The sequence below is a fragment of the Gemmata sp. genome (assembly GCF_051859125.1).
Lineage (GTDB): Bacteria > Planctomycetota > Planctomycetia > Gemmatales > Gemmataceae > Gemmata.
Map to the genome: position 1 here is coordinate 1 of NZ_JBHYGG010000053.1, position 19019 is coordinate 19019.

Below are 19019 nucleotides of genomic sequence, written 5' to 3' on the forward strand. Positions count from 1 at the left end.
CAACCCCACAATACCAAGGAGGCACCGGCTTTCCGCTTAACTGAAGGGCATTGGGCCTTGCCCACCACGGCGTAGAACTTGGCGAAGGCGACGGCCGTCAACACCTTCGGCAGCTTCTTCCCCTTCCTGGCAGGCTTCAGGTCGCACTCCCTCCGCACCTGCTAGGCGACGTACCGCCAGCCCTCGTAGTCGAGGCCCGCTTTCCGCACCAAGCGGGCGATCTGCCCGACGATGGCGGATTTCGCAGTTCCAATTTGCGAATCGTAGTTGGCCAGGTTCTCCGGCATGAGCCCGGAGAAGGAGCGGATCACGGCTGCTCCGTTCGACGAAGTAGGCCGTTGCCGGCGGCGTCGAGGAGTCGAGCGGAGTCGATGCGGTCGCCGTTGTAGTAGATGATGACGGCAGGTGACCGTGCGTTGCCGCTATCGACGCTTCCGAGTAAGCGTTCTGCGAAGTGTTCAATTACCCACAACTCGGTTGCGCATTTCGTACCCGAGGTGGATATCGGTGAGTCGGGTGAGGCCGCGCCAGAGTACCTTGTTGCCCGGCTGGTCGCTCGCCCGTGCCAAGTAGCCACCCAACCTCGCAACCGCCACGAGGTACTGGGTGACCGTCCGCGTCGGGGGCGGGGTCTCGGGACTCGGTGCCGTGCCCGTGGCCAACCGATCGATGATCGCGATCTCGGTCCCCGTGAGGGCGACCTCGGCTCGGGCTTCGGGGGTCCCGCGGTTGGCCATCGTCACCCAGAACACGCGCCACCCGACGATGCAGCACACGGCCAACAGGTTCGTCCGCCGTTCGGCGTGCGGGGCCCGACACCCCGACTTCAGCACCTTGTGATACGTCTCCGCCTTCCAGCGCTGGGCGTACCACCCCAACTTCTCGATCGCGGCCGCGAGGTCCGACACCGGTAGGTCCGTGAGCAGGTTCCACCGGATCGGGTCTCGACCCGCGGGCGTGCCCCGCTCGTGGGCACGAATCACGGCCAGCGCCAGCGCCGGGTAGCGCGTCCGCTTGGCCACCGGCGGATGCACCGTCACCCGACAGAACCGCAACTGGACCCGCGCCGTGGAGGCCCGGCCCCGGTCGTCTCGAACGTCGACCTCGTGCTCACCGCGGATCGGATCGGGGCTCATCGTCTTGGACACCGTCGTACTCCCGCTCCCGGCCAACCGGTTCACACAGGTGAGGACCGAGACGTGCGTCCCCCCTCGTGGGCCGCACCGAACAACTCGTAGATGTCGCTCTCGCGGTCCCCGATGTGAACACACCGGGACGGCTCGCCCAGTTGCTGTGCGGACTGCTTGAGGTTCTCGACCCCCGCGCACGCTCTCCTTCCGGTCGATGGGGACGCGCGTGGGGTTGATCCGCCTCTTCAGCGCGTTGGTGCCTTTGAACTTCTTGCGGGTCCAGAACTTCACGGCCGCCAGACCCAGCGGGAGGCCGTCAGCACCAGACTGGAGTGCACGATCACCCCACAGGCGGTGTACGTCGCGTGCCGGCCTTTGATGAGCGAGAGCGAACCGATCGCCTCGGGCGTGTCCCGCTGGAAGCTGGACTCGGTGGTGTCGTGCAGCACCAGGATCGTCCCGGCGGTCGCGGCGAACCGCGCCGCGGTGGCCGCGAAGTGCCCGCCCGGGATGACGCCCTCATCGACGCGCGGGTTGTCGAAGAACCGGTAGGCGGCCTTGGTCGCGGCCCAGTCCTGGCACGCCAACGGCACCGTACTTACCGAGCCGCTGCCCCAGGTCGCCGAGCACCTTCCCGAGTCGCTTCTTCAGCCGCGGGTCGGGGAACGTACCACCGTCCAATTCGTACTCGGCCCAGGCGTCCACGTCGACACCTCCGGGCGAGTGCCGGAGCGAGGCCCACTGAGCGCCACTCTACTTCAAATACCCGGACCCGAACACGGAACTTGTGGGTAATCGAAAGCTTCGCACGACGCTTACCTTCCGACGCCGCCCGGCGGTCGACTTCAGCGTCGGAACCGAACCCGCAAGAATCGGCGCACGACTTGGGGTGGGCCCCCCCAACGGCGCGCCCCCGTTCGACTCGATGGCGGGCCCGGAGGTGGGGTGAAATCCTGCGTCCGCTGCGTCCGAGAAGGCCGTCGCCGGCCCGCGGCAGGTGGACGCAGCGGACGCAGCAAACGCAAAGATTCTGCCCTGCTCTGAATGGTTCCGCGTTGACCCGCACCCCCGGCCGCGCAGGGCTAAAAGAAAGTGTCCGGGGTGGCCCGCCACCCGGCGGGCCACCCGACGGCGGCCGGACCCGGCCCGCTCCGAACACGTTCGCCACCTTCAACCGTCCCGCAACGCCACCAAGAATCCGGCGGCCTGGGCCGCCACGCCGCCGCGGCCGCGCCCACCGGCCCGAGCGCGAAGCCGACGAGCCCCGCGGCCACGCCCGACACGGCCGTCGTCAGAACCGCCGCGCGGGAGTGGACCGTGGCGCTGCCAACGTCGCGGGCCACCCCGGGGCCGCGCGCGAGCACCGTCGCGACTTTCATCATCACTCGGTTCCTGAACGCGGCCAGGGCCGCCCTCACCTTCGCCCACGGGGCGGGTGGGGAAACTGGAGCGGGCTTCACCCCGTTGGTCTGCTCCCTGAATCAGGTCCAATACCCAATAACCGGCTACGCCTACCGGGCGGCGGCGAGAACCGGTCTCATACCGAATCTCATGCATTCGTTTCGATCTGGTGGGGCAGGCATTCTTGCCTGCCTCCAACCGCTTCCGGAGGCAGGCAAGAATGCCTGCCCCACCAAGGGCAACTGATCCACGCGATTCGGTATCCCCTTCGGGATTGTCGCCCCCAGGTCGGCGTTGTTCGCACGGCCCAGCACGGGTCAGGATAGGATGCCTTTCACCACGTTCCCGTGGACATCGGTCAGACGGAAGTCCCGACCTTGGAACTTGTACGTGAGTTTCTCGTGGTTGATGCCGAGTAAGTGAAGGATGGTGGCGTTCAGGTCGTGGACGTGGACCGGGTTGTCAGTCACGTTGTAGCCGAACTCGTCCGTCTCGCCGTAGGTGGTGCCGCCTTTGACGCCGGCCCCGGCCATCAGCACGGTGAAGCACCGCGGGTGGTGGTCACGGCCGTAATCGGTCGCCGTCAGCGCCCCCTGGCTGTAGATGGTGCGGCCGAACTCCCCGCCCCACACCACCAGCGTGTCCTTCAGCATGTCCCGGTCCTTCAGGTCGGTCAGCAGGGCGGAGGTCGCCCGGTCGGTGTCCTTGCACTGCCCGCGGATGGCCTTCGGCAGCCCGCCGTGGTGGTCCCACCCCATGTGGAACAGTTGCACGAACCGCACGTCCCGCTCGGCCATGCGGCGGGCGAGCAGGCAGTTGGCGGCGTAGGAGCCGGGGCGGGACACGTCCGGGCCGTAGGCCTCCAGCGTCTTCTTCGTCTCCTTCGTGAGGTCGAGCAGGTCGGGCACGCTCGTCTGCATGCGGAACGCCATCTCGTACTGCGCCGTCCGGGCCTTGGTCTCGGGGTCGTTCGAGCGGCCGAACTCCTGGTTGTTCAGCACGGCCAGGCGGTCGAGTGTGGCCCGGCGGTCGTCGCGGCCCACCCCCGGCGGGTCGGACAGGTACAGCACGGCGTCGCCCTTGTTGCGGAGCTTCACCCCCTGGTGCTGTGACGGCAGGAAGCCGGCGCTCCACAGGCGGTCGTACAGCGGCTGGTCGTCCGGCCGGCCGCTGCCGAACGAGGTGAGGACGACGTAGGCCGGCAGGTCCTTGCACTCGCTGCCCAGTCCGTAGCCCAGCCACGCGCCGATGCTCGGCCGGCCGGGCAGTTGGCTGCCGGTCTGGATGAAGGTGATGGCCGGGTCGTGGTTGATGGCCTCCGTGTGGGCGGTGCGGACCATGCACCAGTCGTCCGCGTGCGCCGCCATGCCGGGCACCAGCTCGCTGAACCACATGTCGGACTTGCCGTGCTTCTGGAACTTGAACGCCGACGGCGCGACCGGGAACTTGGCCTGCCCGGAGGTCATGGTGGTCAGCCGCTGGCCCATGCGGATCGACGCCGGCAGGTCCTCGCCGCGCCGCTTTTCCATTGCCGGCTTGGGGTCGAACAGGTCCACCTGCGACGGCGCGCCGGACTGGAACAGGTAGATCACCCGCTTCGCCTTCGCCACCGGCGCGGGGGCGGCGGCGACGGGGTTGGTCAGCGAGGCGAGCGCGGCGAGCCCGAGTCCGCCGGCCGACTGGCGGAGGAACAGGCGGCGGTTGAGGGCGTCTTGCAAAGCGCTCGCGGGGAGGTTCATCGCGGGGTTCCGGTTGGCGGCAGGTGAGTGTTCGCCCGCAGGGATCGCAAGGGGCACGGGGTTCGGCGGCGGGCGGCTCGCCCTCGCCGGGGTGGAGGCCGAGCAGCCAGTCACGGCCGGACGACGGCTTCGTCCAGGTTCAACAGGATGTTGGCGGTGACGGCGTGGGCGGCCAGTTCCACCGCATCCAGTTTCGGGTCGGGCTTGCTGTCGCCGAAGGCCAGCAACTTGGCCGCGGCAGCCGGGGTCTTGGCGAACCTCGCGCGGTCCGCGACCAGACCGTCGAGCAGCACCTTCGCCTCGGCGTCGGTCGGGTCCCGCCCGAGCACCACCCGCACCGCGAAGCGGGTGCGCTCGGCGTCGGTCGTGCCCCCTTCCATCAGCATCCGCTCGCCCAACTTCCGCGCCGCCTCGACGTACGTGACCTCGTTCAGCAGCGACAGCGCTTGCAACGGCGTGTTCGTCCGCGATCGCTTGACCGCGCAGTACTCCCGGCTGGGGGCGTCGAAGAGCAGCATCGTCGGCGGGGCGGCCGTCCGCTTCCAGACGGTGTACAGGCTGCGGCGGTACAGGCCGTCGCCGGTGTCGTGCTTGTAGCCTCGGAGGTCGCCGTACCGGCTGGTCTCGTCCCACACGCCCTCGGGCATGTAAGGGCGGACGCTCGGCCCGCCCACCTTCTCGACGAGCAGGCCGGAGGCGAACAACGCCTGATCGCGGAGGGCTTCGCCGCTCAGCCGCAGGCGCGGCGCGCGGGCGAGCAGGCGGTTGTCCGGGTCGCGTTCCAGCACCTCCGGCGTGGCCGTGTTGGCCTGCTTGTACGTGGCGCTCGTCACGAGGAACTTGTGGAACGCCTTCATGTCCCACTTCTTCGCCGGTTCGCCCGCCACGGGGGGTAGCACCGTCGGGGTCATGAACTCGGCGGCCAGCCAGTCGAGCAGTTCCGGGTGGCTGGGGAACTCGGCCTGCGACCCGAGGTTCTCCGACGTCTTCACGAGGCCGGTGCCGAAGAAGCGCTCCCAGGCGCGATTCACCCACACGCGGGCGGTCAGCGGGTTCGTGTCGTCCACCAGCCAGCGGGCCAGCCCGAGGCGGTTCGGGGGGGCGTCCTTCGGCATCGCCGGCAGGGCCGCGGGCGTCCCCGGCGTCACCTTCTCCCCCTTCTTGTCGTACTCGCCGCGGGTCAGCACGAAGGCGTCGCGGGGCTGGGCCGCCTCCTTCATCACCATCACCGTGGCGGACTTCTTGAGCAGGGCGTCGCGGTCGGCTTTCAGCTTGGTCTCGCGGGTGAGGGCCGCCTTCACCTCGCCGTCGGCGGTGGCCAGGAAGTGCCGTTCCACCTCGGCCTTCTCGGCCGGGGTGCGCTTCGCCGCGTCCGTCAGGATCGCCTGCCGCAGGCCGTCCGAAATGCCCGGCCCGGACAGGCTGACCTCGGCGGCGGGCAGGCCCGTCGCGGACAGCCGGAACCGGCCGATGGCGTGCTGTGCGAGCGTCCCGTGGACGACCCGCACCGTCAGCGTGGCGTCCTTCGGTACGGCCACCGGCTCGTCCAGGAGGAACATCGCCTTGCGGTTCTCCTTCCTGGTCGGGCCGTCCACCGCCCAACCCTTCCCGACCTCGCTGCCGAGGGCGTTCTTGATGTCCCAGCCGTTCTGCGAGTAGTCGGCCTCGGCGCGGGTGAACTTCAGCGCGACCGGCTTGTCCAGGGTCGGGGCGGACAACACCGCCTCCACGCGGGTCAGCACGAAGTTGCCGTTCGGCGCGCGACCGGCGCTGTTGTCGGGCAGGCTGGCGTCGGTGAACGCTTCGAGCAGCAGCCCGCTGAACTTCTCCTCCGCCAGCGGGGCGGCGACCTCGTAGGTGACGTTGGTCGGGTTCGCCCCACCGGCGAGGTACGAGCCGTCGGGCTGCTTCGTGAGCGTCGCGCGGCCGGTCGCGGTCGCGGACTTCGGCTCCAGCACCCGCCACACGGCCACGTCCTTCGCCAGCCGCTTCCGGACGTCCGCCTCCCACGCGGCTTGCAGTTCCGGCCGCTTCGTCAGCAGCTCCGCCGTCGCCTTCGCCGCCGCGAGGATGTCGGCTTCGATGGCCGCGACTTTGGCTTGCGAGTCAGGGTCGGGCACGGAGACCGTCGGCTCCGTGTTCCGCGTCTCGCCCTGCAACGTGCCGCTCTCCTGGACCGAGTTGAAGTAGGCGAACGCTCGGTAGAACTCCTTCTGCGTGATCGGGTCGTACTTGTGGTCGTGGCAGCGGCAGCAGTTGAATGTGAGGCCGAGCCAGGTGCTGCCGGTCGTTTCGAGGCGGTCGATGACGGTCTCGACCCGCCACTCCTCGGCGATCAGCCCGCCTTCGCCGTTGAGCCGGTGGTTGCGGTTGAAGCCGGTGGCCACGACCTGATCGCGGGTCGCGTTCGGCAGCAGGTCACCGGCCATCTGTTCCACGGTGAACTGGTCGAACGGCTTGTTCGCGTTGAACGCGTTGATGACCCAGTTCCGCCACGGCCACTGGAAGCGACTGCTGTCGACCTGGAAGCCGTTGCTGTCGGCGTAGCGGGCGAAGTCCAGCCACTGGAGGGCCATGTGCTCGCCGTACCGGGGGGACTTCAGCAGCCGGTCCACCACCGCTTCGTACGCGTCCGGCGACTTGTCCGCCAGGAACGCCTCCACCTCGGCGGGCGTCGGCGGCAGGCCGGTCAGGTCGAGCGTCACACGGCGGATGAGCGTCGCCCGGTCGGCCTCGGCTTGCGGCTTCAGCTTCGCCGCCGCCAGCTTCGCGCGGATGAAGGCGTCCACCGGGTGCCCGGCCGACGGCGGCTTCGGTCGCTCCACCGGCAGGAACGCCCAGTGTCCCTGGTACTCGGCCCCGTCCGCGATCCACCTCGTTAGCAGGGCGATCTGGTCCGTCGTCAGCCGCTTCCCCTTGGTGTCGGGCGGCATGGCCGTGTCGTCGTGGGCGGCCACCCGCTTGAGCAGCTCACTCTTCTCCGGCTTGCCGGGGACGATGGCCGTCTCGCCGGACTTCGCGGGTGTCGTCGCGTCGGCGCGGACGTCGAGGCGCAGGCCGGCCTTCCGCTTGGCCGCATCCGGCCCGTGGCACTGGAAGCAGGCGTCGGACAGGAGCGGGCGGATGTCCCGGTTGAAGGTCGGTTCGTCGGCGGCCCGAAGGGCGGCGAAGGGGAGAAGGCCGACGGCGCAGACGGCGTAGAACCGACTCAACATGGTCGGAGCACTCGGGAGGAGGGGGGCGGGAGAGTGCGCGTTTTCATAGTAATCGCTCCGGTCGCCCCACACAATCACTTTGTGCTCCAGCGCAAGCCTCCCGATCCTAGGCAGTAGCGGGCAGGTGATCTACCGGCGTCTTCGGCGATCGGCTCCAGGGTGTGCCTCACGGAGGAGGCGGTCATGGCGGACCTCACAGCCGACACACGGCGGACCATCCTGCTGGCCGCGACACTGCTCACCGGGCACAAGCGGCGGTTCCAGGCCGAGGTGGCTCAAACGTACTGTGGTGGCTCCGCCCGTCTCGCCGAGACCACCTTCGGGTGGGGGCGGGACGCCGTCCACACCGGCCTGAACGAACTCCGCTCCGGCATCCGCTGCGTCGAGGACTTCGAGTCGCGCGGGCAGACGACGACGGAGGAACGCCACCCGGCGTTGGAGGAGCACATCCGCCGCCTGGTCGATCCGCACGCCCAGGCCGACCCCAAGTTCTAGACCCCCTTCGCCTACACCCGGATCACCGCCAGGGCCGTCCGCGACGCCCTACGGGCCACCCCCGAGCCGGCCGGTGCGGTGCCGACCCCTCAGACCGTCGGCGACCTCCTCAACCGCCTCGGCTACAAGTTGCGTCGGGTACTCAAGGCCCGTCCGCAAAAACGCTCCCCCGGACCGACGCCATCTTCGCCCACGTCCAGCAGACCCGTGTCGAGACCGCGACCGACCCGGACGCGTTGAGGATCTCCTGGTGCCGTTCGGCATCCTGGAGTTGAACCGCGGGGCGGTGCCCCGTCGCCGCGCACCCCGCCCACCTCGGCCACGGCGGCCGTGATCGCCGCCGCGAGCGCCGGCCCGAGGACCGCGCGGACGCCGTCGGTCACGACCCCGGGACCGCCAGCCCGTCGGTCACCGTCGAGCTTGGTGCCCGAATCCGCGAGCGGCCGCCGCCTCGGCGGCCGCGTCCCGTTCCCTCGCTCCGTGTTCTCCCCGTGAATGGTGGCCTCGCCCGCCGTGCGGCCAACGTGTCGACCCTTGAGATGGCTCGATCGCGGTGAGGAAGTCGATCGAATCCGTGCGTCCGGTGCGTCCGCACCGCCCCCCCCCCGCGGGCGGACGCTGCGGACGCACCGGTCACGGCCCGTTCCGACCCGGGGTCCGAGACTTCGGCCGGTCGAACCGGCCGAACCCGGCGCGGGAAGGGCCCTCTGGCTTGCAGTGCGTGGCGACCAGCGCGGCCCCCGAGACGTACCGGCCGTTTGGCCGCCGAGGGCTAAAAAAGATCCGGGTGCGGCCCGCCGAGCGGGCCGCACCCGGGTGGGAACGGAACGCGGTTCCGCTCCCCGAGTAGTCGCGCGAGCGCGCTACCCACACGATCTCCGACCACCGGTGTTCGGGCCGGGGGGCGCGTGCCCCCCCGGAGAAGGGCGACGGGCGACCGCGGCCGGGCTAGCGGCCCCTGGGCGGCGGGTACATCCGCTCCAGTTCCTCCTGGAACCCGGCCCGGAACCCGGCGTTCCAGTCGGCCGAGGCCTTCGGGTCCGTCGGGATCAGGTCGATTACGTTGGCGAAGTTCAGCCCGGCCCGGACCAGCACGCCCTTCGCGCTCGCCTCCCGCACGGCCTGCACCCCGGCCTTGCGCCCCAGCGCGTACTGGCTGAACTGGGCCTGGTAGACGCTGAAGCCGGCGACCGCGAGCACCAGGCCGGCTCCGATCTTCAACCCCATCGCACCGCAGCCCGAACGGGAACGACCGCCGCCCGCCCCGCGGGCCCGGGCGTACCGCGCCGCGACCGCGTCCCACGACCGTCCCCGCATCCGCCCGGCCAGTTCGGAACGGGTGCCCAGACCATCCCAGGAGCCGGTCCACCGGATGGCCCGGGCGAGCACGGCACGAAGACCCAGGTAGAGCAGTCCGATAGTGACCAGGAGCGCGGTGGGGGAGTTGTGGCCGTTGGGCGCCTTTGGCAGGACGCCGGTGCAAGAGAGCAGAAAGGCGCCCGGGAGGGCCCACAGGACCGCCGTTAGGCCCGGGGCGGTCACCGAGTTCTCGTACACCCGCTCCATCTCGGCGTCGAGGAACTCGTCCGGGTTCGTTTCCCGGAGCCACCGGCCGCACCCGCGGCATTTGTCGTACGAGAACAGGCCGAAGCCGTCGCTCACGAGGTTGAACGTCCCGCACCCCCCGCACTTCGCGCCGCGCTTTCCGGGGGCATCGGCCTCGGCGGCCGGCTGTGCGTGCCCGCACTGCGGGCAGGTCCGCGCCTCGTCCGAGACGCGCGCCCCGCACCTCGCGCACGGGACGAGCCCGCGCGGCCCGCCCGGCAGCGGCGGGGGCGGCGGGAACAGCCCCGGGACGGTCGCGGCCGTGACCCACTCGGAGCCGCCGGCCGGGTACACCAGGTCGCCCCGGGCGAGCGCCCCGGCGGCCGCCATCTGCTTCAGGCGGGCCAGGTCGAACGGGCCGGCCGCCCCGCCCTCCGCCGCCACGTACCACGTCGCCTCGGCCATCGCGGTGCCCCCCGTGCGTCGCGTGATCAATTTCCCGTTTTGGGAAATCGTACTTCCCAACTTAGGTTGCCGCCACTCCCAACGGGTGGCGCCTTGGACAAGTCCCAGCACACCGCCGCGTACCGCCGGCTGACCGCGGCCCTCCGCCGGGCCCGGGAGGCCGCGGGCCTGACCCAGGCCGACGTGGCCGCGAAGCTCGGCGCGTACGCCAGCTTCGTGTCGAAGGTCGAGAGCGGGGAGCGGCGGGTCGACGTGGTCGAGCTCGCCGCCCTGTGCCGGGCGTGCGGCACCGACCTCGTCGCGCTCCTCCGGGTCGCCGAAATCACCTGAACCGGTCGTCACTCGCCCCGCAGGGCAACGCACAGGCCGACGAGCGGTGCCGCCCACACCGCCACCGCGGCGGCCGCCCCGCTCCCGAGCCCGAGCAGGGCCGCGGCCCCGAACGGGTCGGCCGCGTACCCGACCGCCGCGGCCCCCGCGGCCGTCAGCACCGTCGCGGCCAGGGACGCGCGGGACCGCACGGTCGCCCCGCCCACGAGCCGCACCGCGGCCCACCCCAGGGCCGCCCGCGCGGCCACCGGCGCGGCGTGCGTCACGGCCCACGCCTTCGCCTCGGCCGCCAGGGCCCGCACGGCGGCCCACCGGTCCGGGCGCGGCCGTCGCTCCGGCGGGGCCGCCGGCGGAACCACGGGCGGCACCGGAGCCACCGGGGCAACGGCCCGAGCTTCGGCGAGCGCCTCGGCCACGGCCTCCTTCACGGCCCCGCGGATCGCGTCCGTGAGGGCGGCCGCCAGGGCCGGCCCGAGGACCTCGCGGACGCTGTCCGCGACGGCCCCGGGGATCGCCGTGGCCAGCCCGTCCACCATGTCGTCCAGCTTCGTGATCGCGTCGGTCAGCTGCGGCCGCTTCGCCCGCAGCACCCCGTTCGTCGTCGCGTTCATGTCGGTCTCCGTGTTGTGTGTGTGGTGCGTGGCGCACCGGACCCGACCGCCGGCTCGACGGGCGTCGGGACCCGGTGCGCGTGAGTTCCATTCCCTCGGCCGTTAGTCCTTCGGGCCCTCGGCGGCCCGGGCCGCCAGCGCCGCGACCGCGGCGGCCGCCCCGAGCCCGGCCGCGACCAGCCGCCCGCCCGGGACCGACGCCGCGGCCCCGGCCGCCACCGTCAGCGCCGCCCCCGCCGCCACCGTCAGCGCCGCCCCCGCCGCGCGGGTCGCCCGCGCCCACCCCGCCCCGCCGGCCGGACCGGTCGGATTGGTCGGCACGTCGTACCCGTCCCCGTCGTCCCCGTCGTCGAGCACCGTGTCGCCGTCGCCCCACGGGTCGCCGCTGCCGGCGCCCGGGAACCGGACCCGGCCGCCCCGCACCACCGCGGCCACGGCCCCGACCACCGCGGCCCGGACCACCTCGGCCGCCGCGGCCCCGACCGCCTGGGTCACGTGGTCCGTGGCGTCCCCGGTCGCCGCCGCGGACGCGGCCCGGGCCTCCCGCCCGGCCGCCGCCAGCCGCGCCCCCACCGCCCCGATCCTGTGCAGCACCTCGATCATCGTCGCTCCTCCGGGCCCGTCACGGCTTCCCGTCCGGGGCGCCCAGGTTCAGTTGCTTGAGGCCGGCGTACACGCTCGCCAGCACCTTCTTCTCCCTCCGCCCGGCCCGCAGCGCGGCCACCAGCCGGGCCGCCCTCGCGGCCGCGTCGGCCAGCGCGTCGCGGAGCTCCTCCGCGGCGACCAAGGGGTCGGGCGGATCGCCCCGCGCCGCCGCCGGGCCGGGGACATCGGTCGTCTTCATCAGCGCGCTCCTCTCGGGGTTCACGGTCGCGGCGGGGCCCGCGCCGCCCGCGGGCGGTACGGTCCGGTCGGGGTCGAGGGCCGCGACCACCACGGTGACCCCGTCCCCCTCGGCCACGACCAGCGGGGCCGGGCCGAACTTCAGCACGCGGCACCGGAGCGCCAGCGCCCGGGCCAACAGCCGCCGGTCCAGGGCCACCCGCACCGGCGGCCCCGCGGCCGCCGACCGTTCCAGCACCACCGCGCGGGCCGCGCCGGTGCCAACGTCCCGGCCGCGGACCTCAACGGTCGGGCCGGCGTCGAGGGTCACCGGGCGGTGCTCGTCGGTCGCCCCGGGCAGATCCGGGAGTGCGGCGAGGAGCCCGGCGGCGTCCGCGGGGTCGAGGGCCACGGTGGTCGCCGCGTGCCGCGGGACGACGCCCGCGACGTCCGGGTACCGGGCCCCACGTGCGACCGGCAGGAACACCGCCCACGGCCCCGCGGCCACTACCAGATGCGCCGGGCCGAGCCCGACCCGCACGCCCCCGGCCCGGGCCAGGGGCTTCGACGCGAACGCCGCGACGGCGGGCACGAGCACGTCGTCGTCGAACGGGAACGTGAGCCCGGTGAACAGCACCGCGAGCCGCCCGTCGGTCCCCGCGACGGTCCCGGCCCGCCCCCGCAGCTGCACCCGCGACAGCGCGTACCGCCCGTCGTCCCGGGCCGCGGCCCGGCCGCAGGCGTCCAGCGCCGCCAGGAGCCGGTCGGCGACGGGGGTGAGCTCGGGCACGACCGGGGCGTCGTGCTGCCGACCGGGCACGATCAGCGCCACGGGGAGCGCCCGCGCCGCGCCCCCGGCCTCCCACCGCACCGTGCCCCGGCCGTTCGACACGCGGTCCAGGACCACCGCCGTGTCCGCGGCCCCCCCGGCGTCGGCGAGGACCGCCGCGGGCACGACCGCGACGCCGTCGGGCTCGTCGGGGGCCGGGGTCGTGTGAACGACCATCACGCCGCCGGGCGTGGTCGCGGTCACCGTCCGCACCCCGCCGCACGCCCGCACCACCACGACGTGATGAGCCGGCCCGCGGGGCCGCCCCGACGCGCACCGGGTGAGCACCGCCCGGACGTCCCGCGCGACCGCGCGGGTGAACAGGGTCATCGCACGCCTCCGCTCGGGTTCAGTCGACCGCCCAGCCCGCGGCCGCGACCTCGTCGGCCCCGTCGTAGGTCTCGCGGGGCAGCGCCAGGAACGCCGCCCACGTGGCGGGCAGGTCGTACACGTTCGTCAGGTAAACGGTCGCCGAGCGGCCGGTGAGCCCGGCCGCCCGGGCGTCGAACACGACCCCGAGGTCCTCGCGGCCGCCGGCCCGGCGGACCACGGGCAGAAACGGCCACGCGGGCCACAGGGCCGGGGCCGACAGGAACGCCACCGTGCGCGCGGCCGCGCACGCCGTTGTCGCCGGCATGATGACCTCCTCGAAGGGGAACGGCCGGCCCGCCGCGGGCCGGCCCGGGTATGCTCGCGCGGGGGTCACGCGGGCACGGCCGCGAGCGCCTCGACCTTGGCCCGCAGTTCGGCCTCGGCGGCGGCCACGGCCCGGTCCAGCCGGTCCCGCTCGCCGCTCAGGTACTCGGCGTACGCGCGGACCTTGAATTTCGTCACCCGGATCTTCTCCGCCGCGCGCCGCAGCGTGTCGTCCCGGGTGTCGGCCCCGAACGACTCGACCGCGGCCCGGTGCTCGGCCACCACCGCGGCGAGCCCGTCGGCCACCGCCCGGGTCACGCTCCGGTCCCCCTCGGGGGTCCCCGCGGGCACCGGGAACCGCAGCAGCCGCCCGCCCACGCGGTCCAACAAGATCTGGATGCGGTCCACGAACCCGGCGTGGACCGCCGGGCAGAAGTAGCACCCGCCCTGGGGCCGGATCGGGAACAGGTCGGCCTGGCGCTCGAACAACTTCTGCACCACGCGGGTCACGTCCCCTCCCGTGCGGGCCGCGATGCACCGGTCCAGCTCCTCCTGTGCCAGCGTCGCCAGCCCGGGCGGCGCGCACGTGACGGCCCCGGTCTGCTTGTCCAGGGTGAGCATGGTCTCGACCGTGTACTCGAAGTGGTCCCCCTCCCTCGACTCCTGGGTGAACTGGAACTTCACGGTGGTCGCGTCCTCGGCCACCGGGCGGATGATCCGCTGGTCGCTGAGCCGCTTGCACGCGCGGGTGAAGGCGTGCCGCGGGGCCAGCTCCCGGGCGACGCCGGGGTCGAGGTCCGCGTCCTCGAGCGCGCGGACCAGGGCCGCGTGGGTCACGGCCGCGCCCGGGCACGCCCAGGCCAGGACCTCGCCCAGGAGCCGGGTCCCCGCGGGGGCCGGCACCGGGAGCGGGAGCGTCGCGGTCGTCATGGAACAGTCCTCCTGTGTGATGGGATGGAAGCGACGCGGCCCGGCGGAGGAACCGCCGGGCCGTTGCGGGGGGCCGCGGCACCGCGCCACGGGCCCGAATGAAGAGACGATCAGAGGGACAGGACCCGGCCGACGGTCTCGGACGCGGGGTCGAGGGCTGGCACCGCGTGGCACGCGTCGCACACCGCGGCCAGGTCCCCGGGGGCCGCGCCCCCGACCACCAGGGCCGTCGCCCGCACCCGCGCCGCCCGCCGCCACGCCAGGAACGTGTCGCGCAGGGCCGCGGGAATGCGGCACAGCGCATCGGTGACAACGACGAGATCGGTGACCCCGGCCGGGGCGCCGATCGCGCGGGCCATCCGCGGGAGCTCGGCCACCGGGACGTCGAGGTCCGAGCCGCGGCCAATGAACGCGGCCAGCCAGTCGCACAACTTACCCTCGTCCCACCGCCCCGGGGGCAGCGCGAGGAGCCGCTCCCCCGACCCGCCGGAGTAGGCGATCAGGCCGGCCCACCGCCGCTGGTGCCGGGCCACCCACGCCAGGGCCAGGGCCAGCGCCTTGGCCGTGTGGACCTTGTCCCCGGCCATGCTCCCACTCTCGTCCACGACCGCCAGCACCGGCCCCCGGCCGACCGGCTCGGTGGCGTGGTGCTCGCGGCACAGCGCGTGCCCCTCGGCGATCCGGCGCAGGGCGTCGAGTTCGAGCTCGGGGACCGCGAGCCGGACCAGCTCGGCCGGGAGCAGCCGGCCCACGTCCCCGCCGGGCACGACCCCGACCACGTCGTCGGTCCCGTGGGCCGCCTTCCGCCGCTGCTTCGCGCGGGCCACCCGGCGGAACCGCCCGGCCAGCTCGCACACCCGCTTGAGCCCGGAGTCGTTGCGGACCCGCCGGAACACCGCGGCGATCGCGGCCGGGTCGCTGGCCCCGGGCGCGCCCGGTCCGAGCCCGAGGGCCGCCGCGGCGTCGCGGAGTTCGCCCACCTCGGCCCGCGCACCGTCCACGGCCGCGGCGGCCGCCCGCAGCGCGGCCAGTTCGGCCCCGAAGTCGCCGCCGTCCGACGTCTCCGCCGCGTCGGGCGCGGGGAGCCGGGCGAACTGCTCGGCGAGGTGGGCCGCGGCGATCCCGGCCGCGTTGTCGTCGAGCCGGGTGTCGGCCCGCAGGGCCCGGTACTCGGGGGCGTCCAGGACCCGCGCCAGGAAGGCGTGCCGCCGCGGGTCGGCGCACCCCGGGGCGAGCGCCGGGTCCGGGTCGAACGCGGCCCCGAAGTAGTCCGCGGCCGCGAGCGCGTCGGCCCCCGCGGCCCGGAGCCGGTCGCTCTCAGCGACCAGGTCCCGGCCCCGCCGCAGGCCCCACGCGTCGAGCACCAGCGCCGTCGGGCTCGCGGGTTCGGGAGCGGCGGGTGCGGTGGGGCACGCGGCCGCCACCGCGGGTGAACCATCCGGGGGCCGCGCGGGCCGCGCCCCCAAGTCGAACAACTTGAGCATCTCGTCGGGACTCACGGGCACCTCCGGGGGAGTCGGACCGCCGACGGTGGCGGCGGGGGCGTCACCACTCGACAGTTACGGTCAAGATTGCGAGCGCGGGGACCGCGGCCCGCACGGCCCCGACGGCCCGCCGCACGGCGGCCAGGAACGCCGGGTCATCGAGCGCCGCCCGGGCCAGGTCGGCCGCGGCCGGGTCGACGCCATCGGGCACGGTCAGGGTCACCTGGAACCGGTCGAACAACAGGTCCCGGGGCACGGGCACCTCCTTCTCGGGGCGTGGGGAACCGACCGCACCCGCCCGTCGGGGCGTGCGGATCGGGTCGTGAGAATTGAGGGTGAAAACGAGGGCCGTTAGACGGCTTCGAGGGACGCGAGCTTGAGCCGCTTGAGCTGGTCCCGGACGTACCCCCGGGCGGCCTCGGCCCGCGGCCCGGCGGGCAGCGCCGCCAGCTGCCGGTCCACTTCGCCGAGCTTGGCCGCGGCCCGGGCGGCGTCGGCCAGGTTCCGCGCGTCGGTGGCCCCGAGCACGCCCTCCACTTCGAGGAGCAGCTGCGCGACCCGCATGCCGCCCGGGTTGGCGACCTTCGCGATCACCTGCGCCACCTGTTGAGGTTGGTCCGTGGGGTCGTCCCACAGGCAGTGCTGGGCCACTTCGAGGTGCTCGGGGCGGACCGCGTCGGCCCCGCACAGGTACGCGAACGCCCGCACCACCCCGACGGTCTTGAACTGCCGCCGGTCCCCGGGCCGCACCCCCTCGCGGGCCAGCTCCCGGAGCACCTGCTCCAGGGCCTCCTTGGCGTCCGCCGACCACGGCACGGCCGCGGCCGCCCGCCGGGCGTCGTCGAGCTCGGCCGCGGTCACGGTGGTCGAGAACGTCGGCGTGTGGTCCCGGACCCACAGGAGCCGCTGGCGCCCGGCGGCCGTGCGGATCGGGGCCACGGTCTTCCGCAGGGTGAACCGGTCGATGAGAGCTGAGAGCTCCTTACCCGTGTCCGGCTCGGGCCGTCGTTGGCGGCCCCGACGCACAGCTTGAGCGGGACCTTCTTGACCACCCCGTCGCCCGCGTCGAACGTCCGCTCGTTGAGCAACTTCAACAAGCAGTTCAGGACCGCGGACGACCCGCGGAGCACCTCGTCGAGGAACGCCAGGTCGGCCTCGGGGAGCTTGCCGGCGGTGACCCGCACGTACCGGTCCTCCTTGAGCCCGGCCAGGCTCACCGGGCCGAGCACCTCCTCGGGGGTCGTGAAGCGGGTGAGGAGCACGGAGAACTTGCGTCCCCCGGCCCACGCCAGGAGCCCGTCGAGCAGGAGCGACTTGCCGCACCCGGGCGGGCCGACGAGCAGCACGTGCTCGCCGGCCAGCAGGGCGGTGAGCACCACGTCCACCTCGTCGTCGCGCTCGACCAGGGCCGCGGCCAGCTCGGCGCGGGCCCGGGCCACCTTGTCGCGGACGGACATCGACTCGGACCGGACCAACTTCATCTGTGGGCCTCCGGGGTAAGGGAGTCGCCCGCGGCGGTGCGGCCTGATGGCCGGCCCGCGGGCGGAACCCGACGGCCGCAAGGGCTAGCGTGCGGGTTCACCCTACAGTGCCCGGTTTCGGGGCGAAATTAAGCCCCGGGAGCACTGATGACGTCCAGAGGTTGAAGCGGAAAGAGTCTGCGGTGCTTCAGGATGTGCCGATTCCGAACCATCACCCAGATGGTTTTCGATGGCGACCCCACCAGCGCACCCGAAATGTCGCGCAACTGCAACAACTCCGGGATCGCAGTGCTCTCGTTGGACTTCTCGTCGGTGAGCACCTGGGCCAGCGTGACGCGGTTCTCCGACGACCACGAGCTGACGATCGGCACCGTCCGAAAGCCCGCCGAGGTCTTGCATTTGGACCCCCGCATGGCCTTCCCGTCGATCGGGATCTGCTTGAGTTTCAGGTGGTCGGACATCGACTCGACCCAACCGAGGAAGCACTTCTGAAAGTGGGTCGGATGGATGATGGCGAAGACCCGGTTGAGGGTGTCGCGGGACGGGATGCCGTTGCCGAGTTGGAGCCCGAGCCGGCCCCGGAACCACTCCCTCTTGGCCCGGGCGCACGGAGTCACGCTCACGAAGTCGTCGGCCCCGCCGCTGGTAGCGCCGACGACGATCAGGATGATGCCATAAAGTTTTGGGCACACTCGAGTTGGAACCGTGGGTCACGGAGTTCGGCGAAGCCGTCCGCCAGCGGTCACGGGGTGCCCACGAGAACGCTCCAGGTGGTTAGAGCTTGACGTTATTGAACCCGACCCGCGAATGGGTGGTGACCTACTTGCGCGGCACACGCCTGGTGGGGCAGGTCACCCACTCTGACAAGGTCCACACGTGATCTGCTAACCCGGCGGCCATCCCCGGCGCCAGCTTCTGCCACCGACCTCGCTCGTAGGGTTCGCACCGGCCAGCAGAAGTTGTAACTGAAGTAGTTGAACACTGTCGCCGCCCGTTGGACGTCCCAATCCTTCAAGAACGCACAGGTCCTGCGTGCCTTCCGGATGCACCGGTTCCGATCGGTCCCGTTGTGGCGCTCCACGAAGCACGTGTTCACACGACGACTCGCACTCGACAGCGCCGGGGCGCTCGCCCCCCCGGGTCCCGAGCACCACGCGGGTGCCCTGCCCACCCGCACCACCCGGTTGTTCTCCCGCTCCTTGTGAACCGTCGCGTCCACCACCTCCGGCGGCTCGGCCCGCGCCGGCCTCGACGACCCTCACCCGCCCCCCGACGCGGCCGCGTCCTGGTGCGCGCCGGGGGCCGCTAGCACGTCCCGGGGCGTAACGTCTGGCGGCCGCGGGGCGGCCGTCGGGCGGGTGAGGGCGAGAATCGCCAAGGCATCGTCGTTCATCGGGGACTGTTCCCAACTCGCCCCTGTTTACCTCTGAGTGACACGCTGGTCGAAGAATCACCACAAACCACACTCAACTCGACGCACCGGTAAGAGCGAGACCTGTTTTGGAACGACGGAAAGTGTAAAGATGCGGCTCTGATGACCGGAGAACATGCAACTACTATGGCGTCTCCTGGATCACGTTCCCGTCGTCCGGGCGATAGAGATTCTGATAGGTGAAGTTCGCAGTGTTGGCCGCGTTGGTGCAACTGAGCGTGTAGCCTCTATGGCTAGAGATTGTGTCCGAGATGAACTTGACAGAACCGTCGCAGAGAGCGAAATTTGCACCTCCGGTGTGCTGACTTCCCCACGCGTAGCGATTGCAATTTGGGTCGCTTGTGGGATCCAGACATGCACTGTTTAGGGGGAGATCGGCTTTGCCGTAAGAGCGTTCGGAAAGAATGAAGTTTAGGGCCCTAAGATTCTCAGGCAGATGAGGGCACGAGCCAGGCGGAGGAACGCCTCATGGAC

21 protein-coding genes are annotated in these 19019 nt (G+C 72.3%); 2 read left to right on the forward strand and 19 right to left on the reverse strand.

What is annotated here, in order from left to right; translation table 11 throughout:
- Window positions 1–161: 161 nt before the first annotated feature.
- From ACTIGN_RS06670 to ACTIGN_RS06695, 6 genes are all read right to left on the reverse strand, one after another.
- A complete protein-coding gene (locus ACTIGN_RS06670; protein ID WP_439622066.1) occupies window positions 162–311 on the reverse strand; it encodes a hypothetical protein in 150 nt (49 codons plus the stop codon).
- Window positions 312–458: 147 nt separating this feature from the next.
- Window positions 459–1421 carry a hypothetical protein gene (locus tag ACTIGN_RS06675; protein WP_439622068.1) on the reverse strand — a complete coding sequence of 321 codons (963 nt, stop codon included), beginning with the start codon at window positions 1419–1421 and terminating at the stop codon, window positions 459–461.
- Complete coding sequence (locus tag ACTIGN_RS06680; protein WP_439622070.1) at window positions 1418–1723, reverse strand: transposase DNA-binding-containing protein; 306 nt, start codon at window positions 1721–1723, stop codon at window positions 1418–1420. Before ACTIGN_RS06680 ends, ACTIGN_RS06675 begins: the two co-directional genes overlap by 4 nt.
- Window positions 1650–1835: a transposase DNA-binding-containing protein gene (locus ACTIGN_RS06685; protein ID WP_439622072.1), complete on the reverse strand. Its 186-nt coding sequence runs from the start codon at window positions 1833–1835 to the stop codon at window positions 1650–1652. Before ACTIGN_RS06685 ends, ACTIGN_RS06680 begins: the two co-directional genes overlap by 74 nt.
- Window positions 1836–2848: 1013 nt before the next feature.
- Window positions 2849–4270, reverse strand: a complete 1422-nt coding sequence (locus tag ACTIGN_RS06690; RefSeq protein ID WP_439622074.1) for a DUF1501 domain-containing protein — start codon at window positions 4268–4270, stop codon at window positions 2849–2851.
- Window positions 4271–4380: 110 nt separating this feature from the next.
- The gene (locus ACTIGN_RS06695; RefSeq protein ID WP_439622076.1) at window positions 4381–7485 is read right to left on the reverse strand and encodes a PSD1 and planctomycete cytochrome C domain-containing protein; all 3105 of its coding nucleotides are present in this window, start codon (window positions 7483–7485) and stop codon (window positions 4381–4383) included.
- 183 nt (window positions 7486–7668) lie between these two features.
- On the opposite strand from ACTIGN_RS06695, the gene ACTIGN_RS06700 reads away from it, so the two are divergent.
- A complete protein-coding gene (locus ACTIGN_RS06700) occupies window positions 7669–7980 on the forward strand; it encodes a hypothetical protein (protein ID WP_439622078.1) in 312 nt (103 codons plus the stop codon).
- Window positions 7981–8928: 948 nt separating this feature from the next.
- Here the strand turns inward: ACTIGN_RS06700 and ACTIGN_RS06705 are convergent.
- Entirely contained in the window at window positions 8929–9990 is a 1062-nt protein-coding gene (locus ACTIGN_RS06705; RefSeq protein ID WP_439622080.1) for a GYF domain-containing protein, read from the reverse strand.
- A 93-nt stretch (window positions 9991–10083) separates the two neighbouring features.
- Here ACTIGN_RS06705 and ACTIGN_RS06710 point away from each other — a divergent pair, with 93 nt between their 5' ends.
- On the forward strand, window positions 10084–10320 hold the full coding sequence (locus tag ACTIGN_RS06710; protein WP_439622082.1) for a helix-turn-helix domain-containing protein: 237 nt from the start codon (window positions 10084–10086) through the stop codon (window positions 10318–10320).
- An 8-nt stretch (window positions 10321–10328) separates the two neighbouring features.
- Here ACTIGN_RS06710 and ACTIGN_RS06715 read toward each other — a convergent pair whose 3' ends face one another.
- The 12 genes from ACTIGN_RS06715 to ACTIGN_RS06770 form a co-directional block, all read right to left on the reverse strand.
- Complete coding sequence (locus tag ACTIGN_RS06715; protein WP_439622084.1) at window positions 10329–10931, reverse strand: hypothetical protein; 603 nt, start codon at window positions 10929–10931, stop codon at window positions 10329–10331.
- 102 nt (window positions 10932–11033) lie between these two features.
- Window positions 11034–11534 (reverse strand): hypothetical protein, encoded by a 501-nt coding sequence (locus ACTIGN_RS06720; protein ID WP_439622086.1) that lies wholly within the window; start codon window positions 11532–11534, stop codon window positions 11034–11036.
- A gap of 19 nt (window positions 11535–11553) precedes the next feature.
- The gene (locus ACTIGN_RS06725) at window positions 11554–12912 is read right to left on the reverse strand and encodes a hypothetical protein (protein ID WP_439622088.1); all 1359 of its coding nucleotides are present in this window, start codon (window positions 12910–12912) and stop codon (window positions 11554–11556) included.
- A gap of 19 nt (window positions 12913–12931) precedes the next feature.
- On the reverse strand, window positions 12932–13219 hold the full coding sequence (locus tag ACTIGN_RS06730; protein ID WP_439622090.1) for a hypothetical protein: 288 nt from the start codon (window positions 13217–13219) through the stop codon (window positions 12932–12934).
- A gap of 65 nt (window positions 13220–13284) precedes the next feature.
- Window positions 13285–14148, reverse strand: coding sequence for a hypothetical protein (locus ACTIGN_RS06735; RefSeq protein WP_439622092.1), 864 nt, complete (start codon window positions 14146–14148; stop codon window positions 13285–13287).
- Between the two features lie 110 nt (window positions 14149–14258).
- Complete coding sequence (locus ACTIGN_RS06740; RefSeq protein ID WP_439622094.1) at window positions 14259–15647, reverse strand: hypothetical protein; 1389 nt, start codon at window positions 15645–15647, stop codon at window positions 14259–14261.
- 46 nt (window positions 15648–15693) lie between these two features.
- The gene (locus ACTIGN_RS06745; RefSeq protein ID WP_439622096.1) at window positions 15694–15888 is read right to left on the reverse strand and encodes a hypothetical protein; all 195 of its coding nucleotides are present in this window, start codon (window positions 15886–15888) and stop codon (window positions 15694–15696) included.
- A gap of 95 nt (window positions 15889–15983) precedes the next feature.
- On the reverse strand, window positions 15984–16493 hold the full coding sequence (locus tag ACTIGN_RS06750) for a hypothetical protein (RefSeq protein WP_439622098.1): 510 nt from the start codon (window positions 16491–16493) through the stop codon (window positions 15984–15986).
- A complete protein-coding gene (locus tag ACTIGN_RS06755) occupies window positions 16490–17113 on the reverse strand; it encodes an AAA family ATPase (RefSeq protein ID WP_439622100.1) in 624 nt (207 codons plus the stop codon). Before ACTIGN_RS06755 ends, ACTIGN_RS06750 begins: the two co-directional genes overlap by 4 nt.
- 128 nt (window positions 17114–17241) lie before the next feature.
- Complete coding sequence (locus ACTIGN_RS06760) at window positions 17242–17736, reverse strand: ISAs1 family transposase (protein ID WP_439622102.1); 495 nt, start codon at window positions 17734–17736, stop codon at window positions 17242–17244.
- A gap of 635 nt (window positions 17737–18371) precedes the next feature.
- On the reverse strand, window positions 18372–18506 hold the full coding sequence (locus ACTIGN_RS06765) for a hypothetical protein (RefSeq protein ID WP_439622104.1): 135 nt from the start codon (window positions 18504–18506) through the stop codon (window positions 18372–18374).
- 163 nt (window positions 18507–18669) lie between these two features.
- Window positions 18670–18981 carry an H-X9-DG-CTERM domain-containing protein gene (locus ACTIGN_RS06770; protein ID WP_439622106.1) on the reverse strand — a complete coding sequence of 104 codons (312 nt, stop codon included), beginning with the start codon at window positions 18979–18981 and terminating at the stop codon, window positions 18670–18672.
- Window positions 18982–19019: the final 38 nt, after the last annotated feature.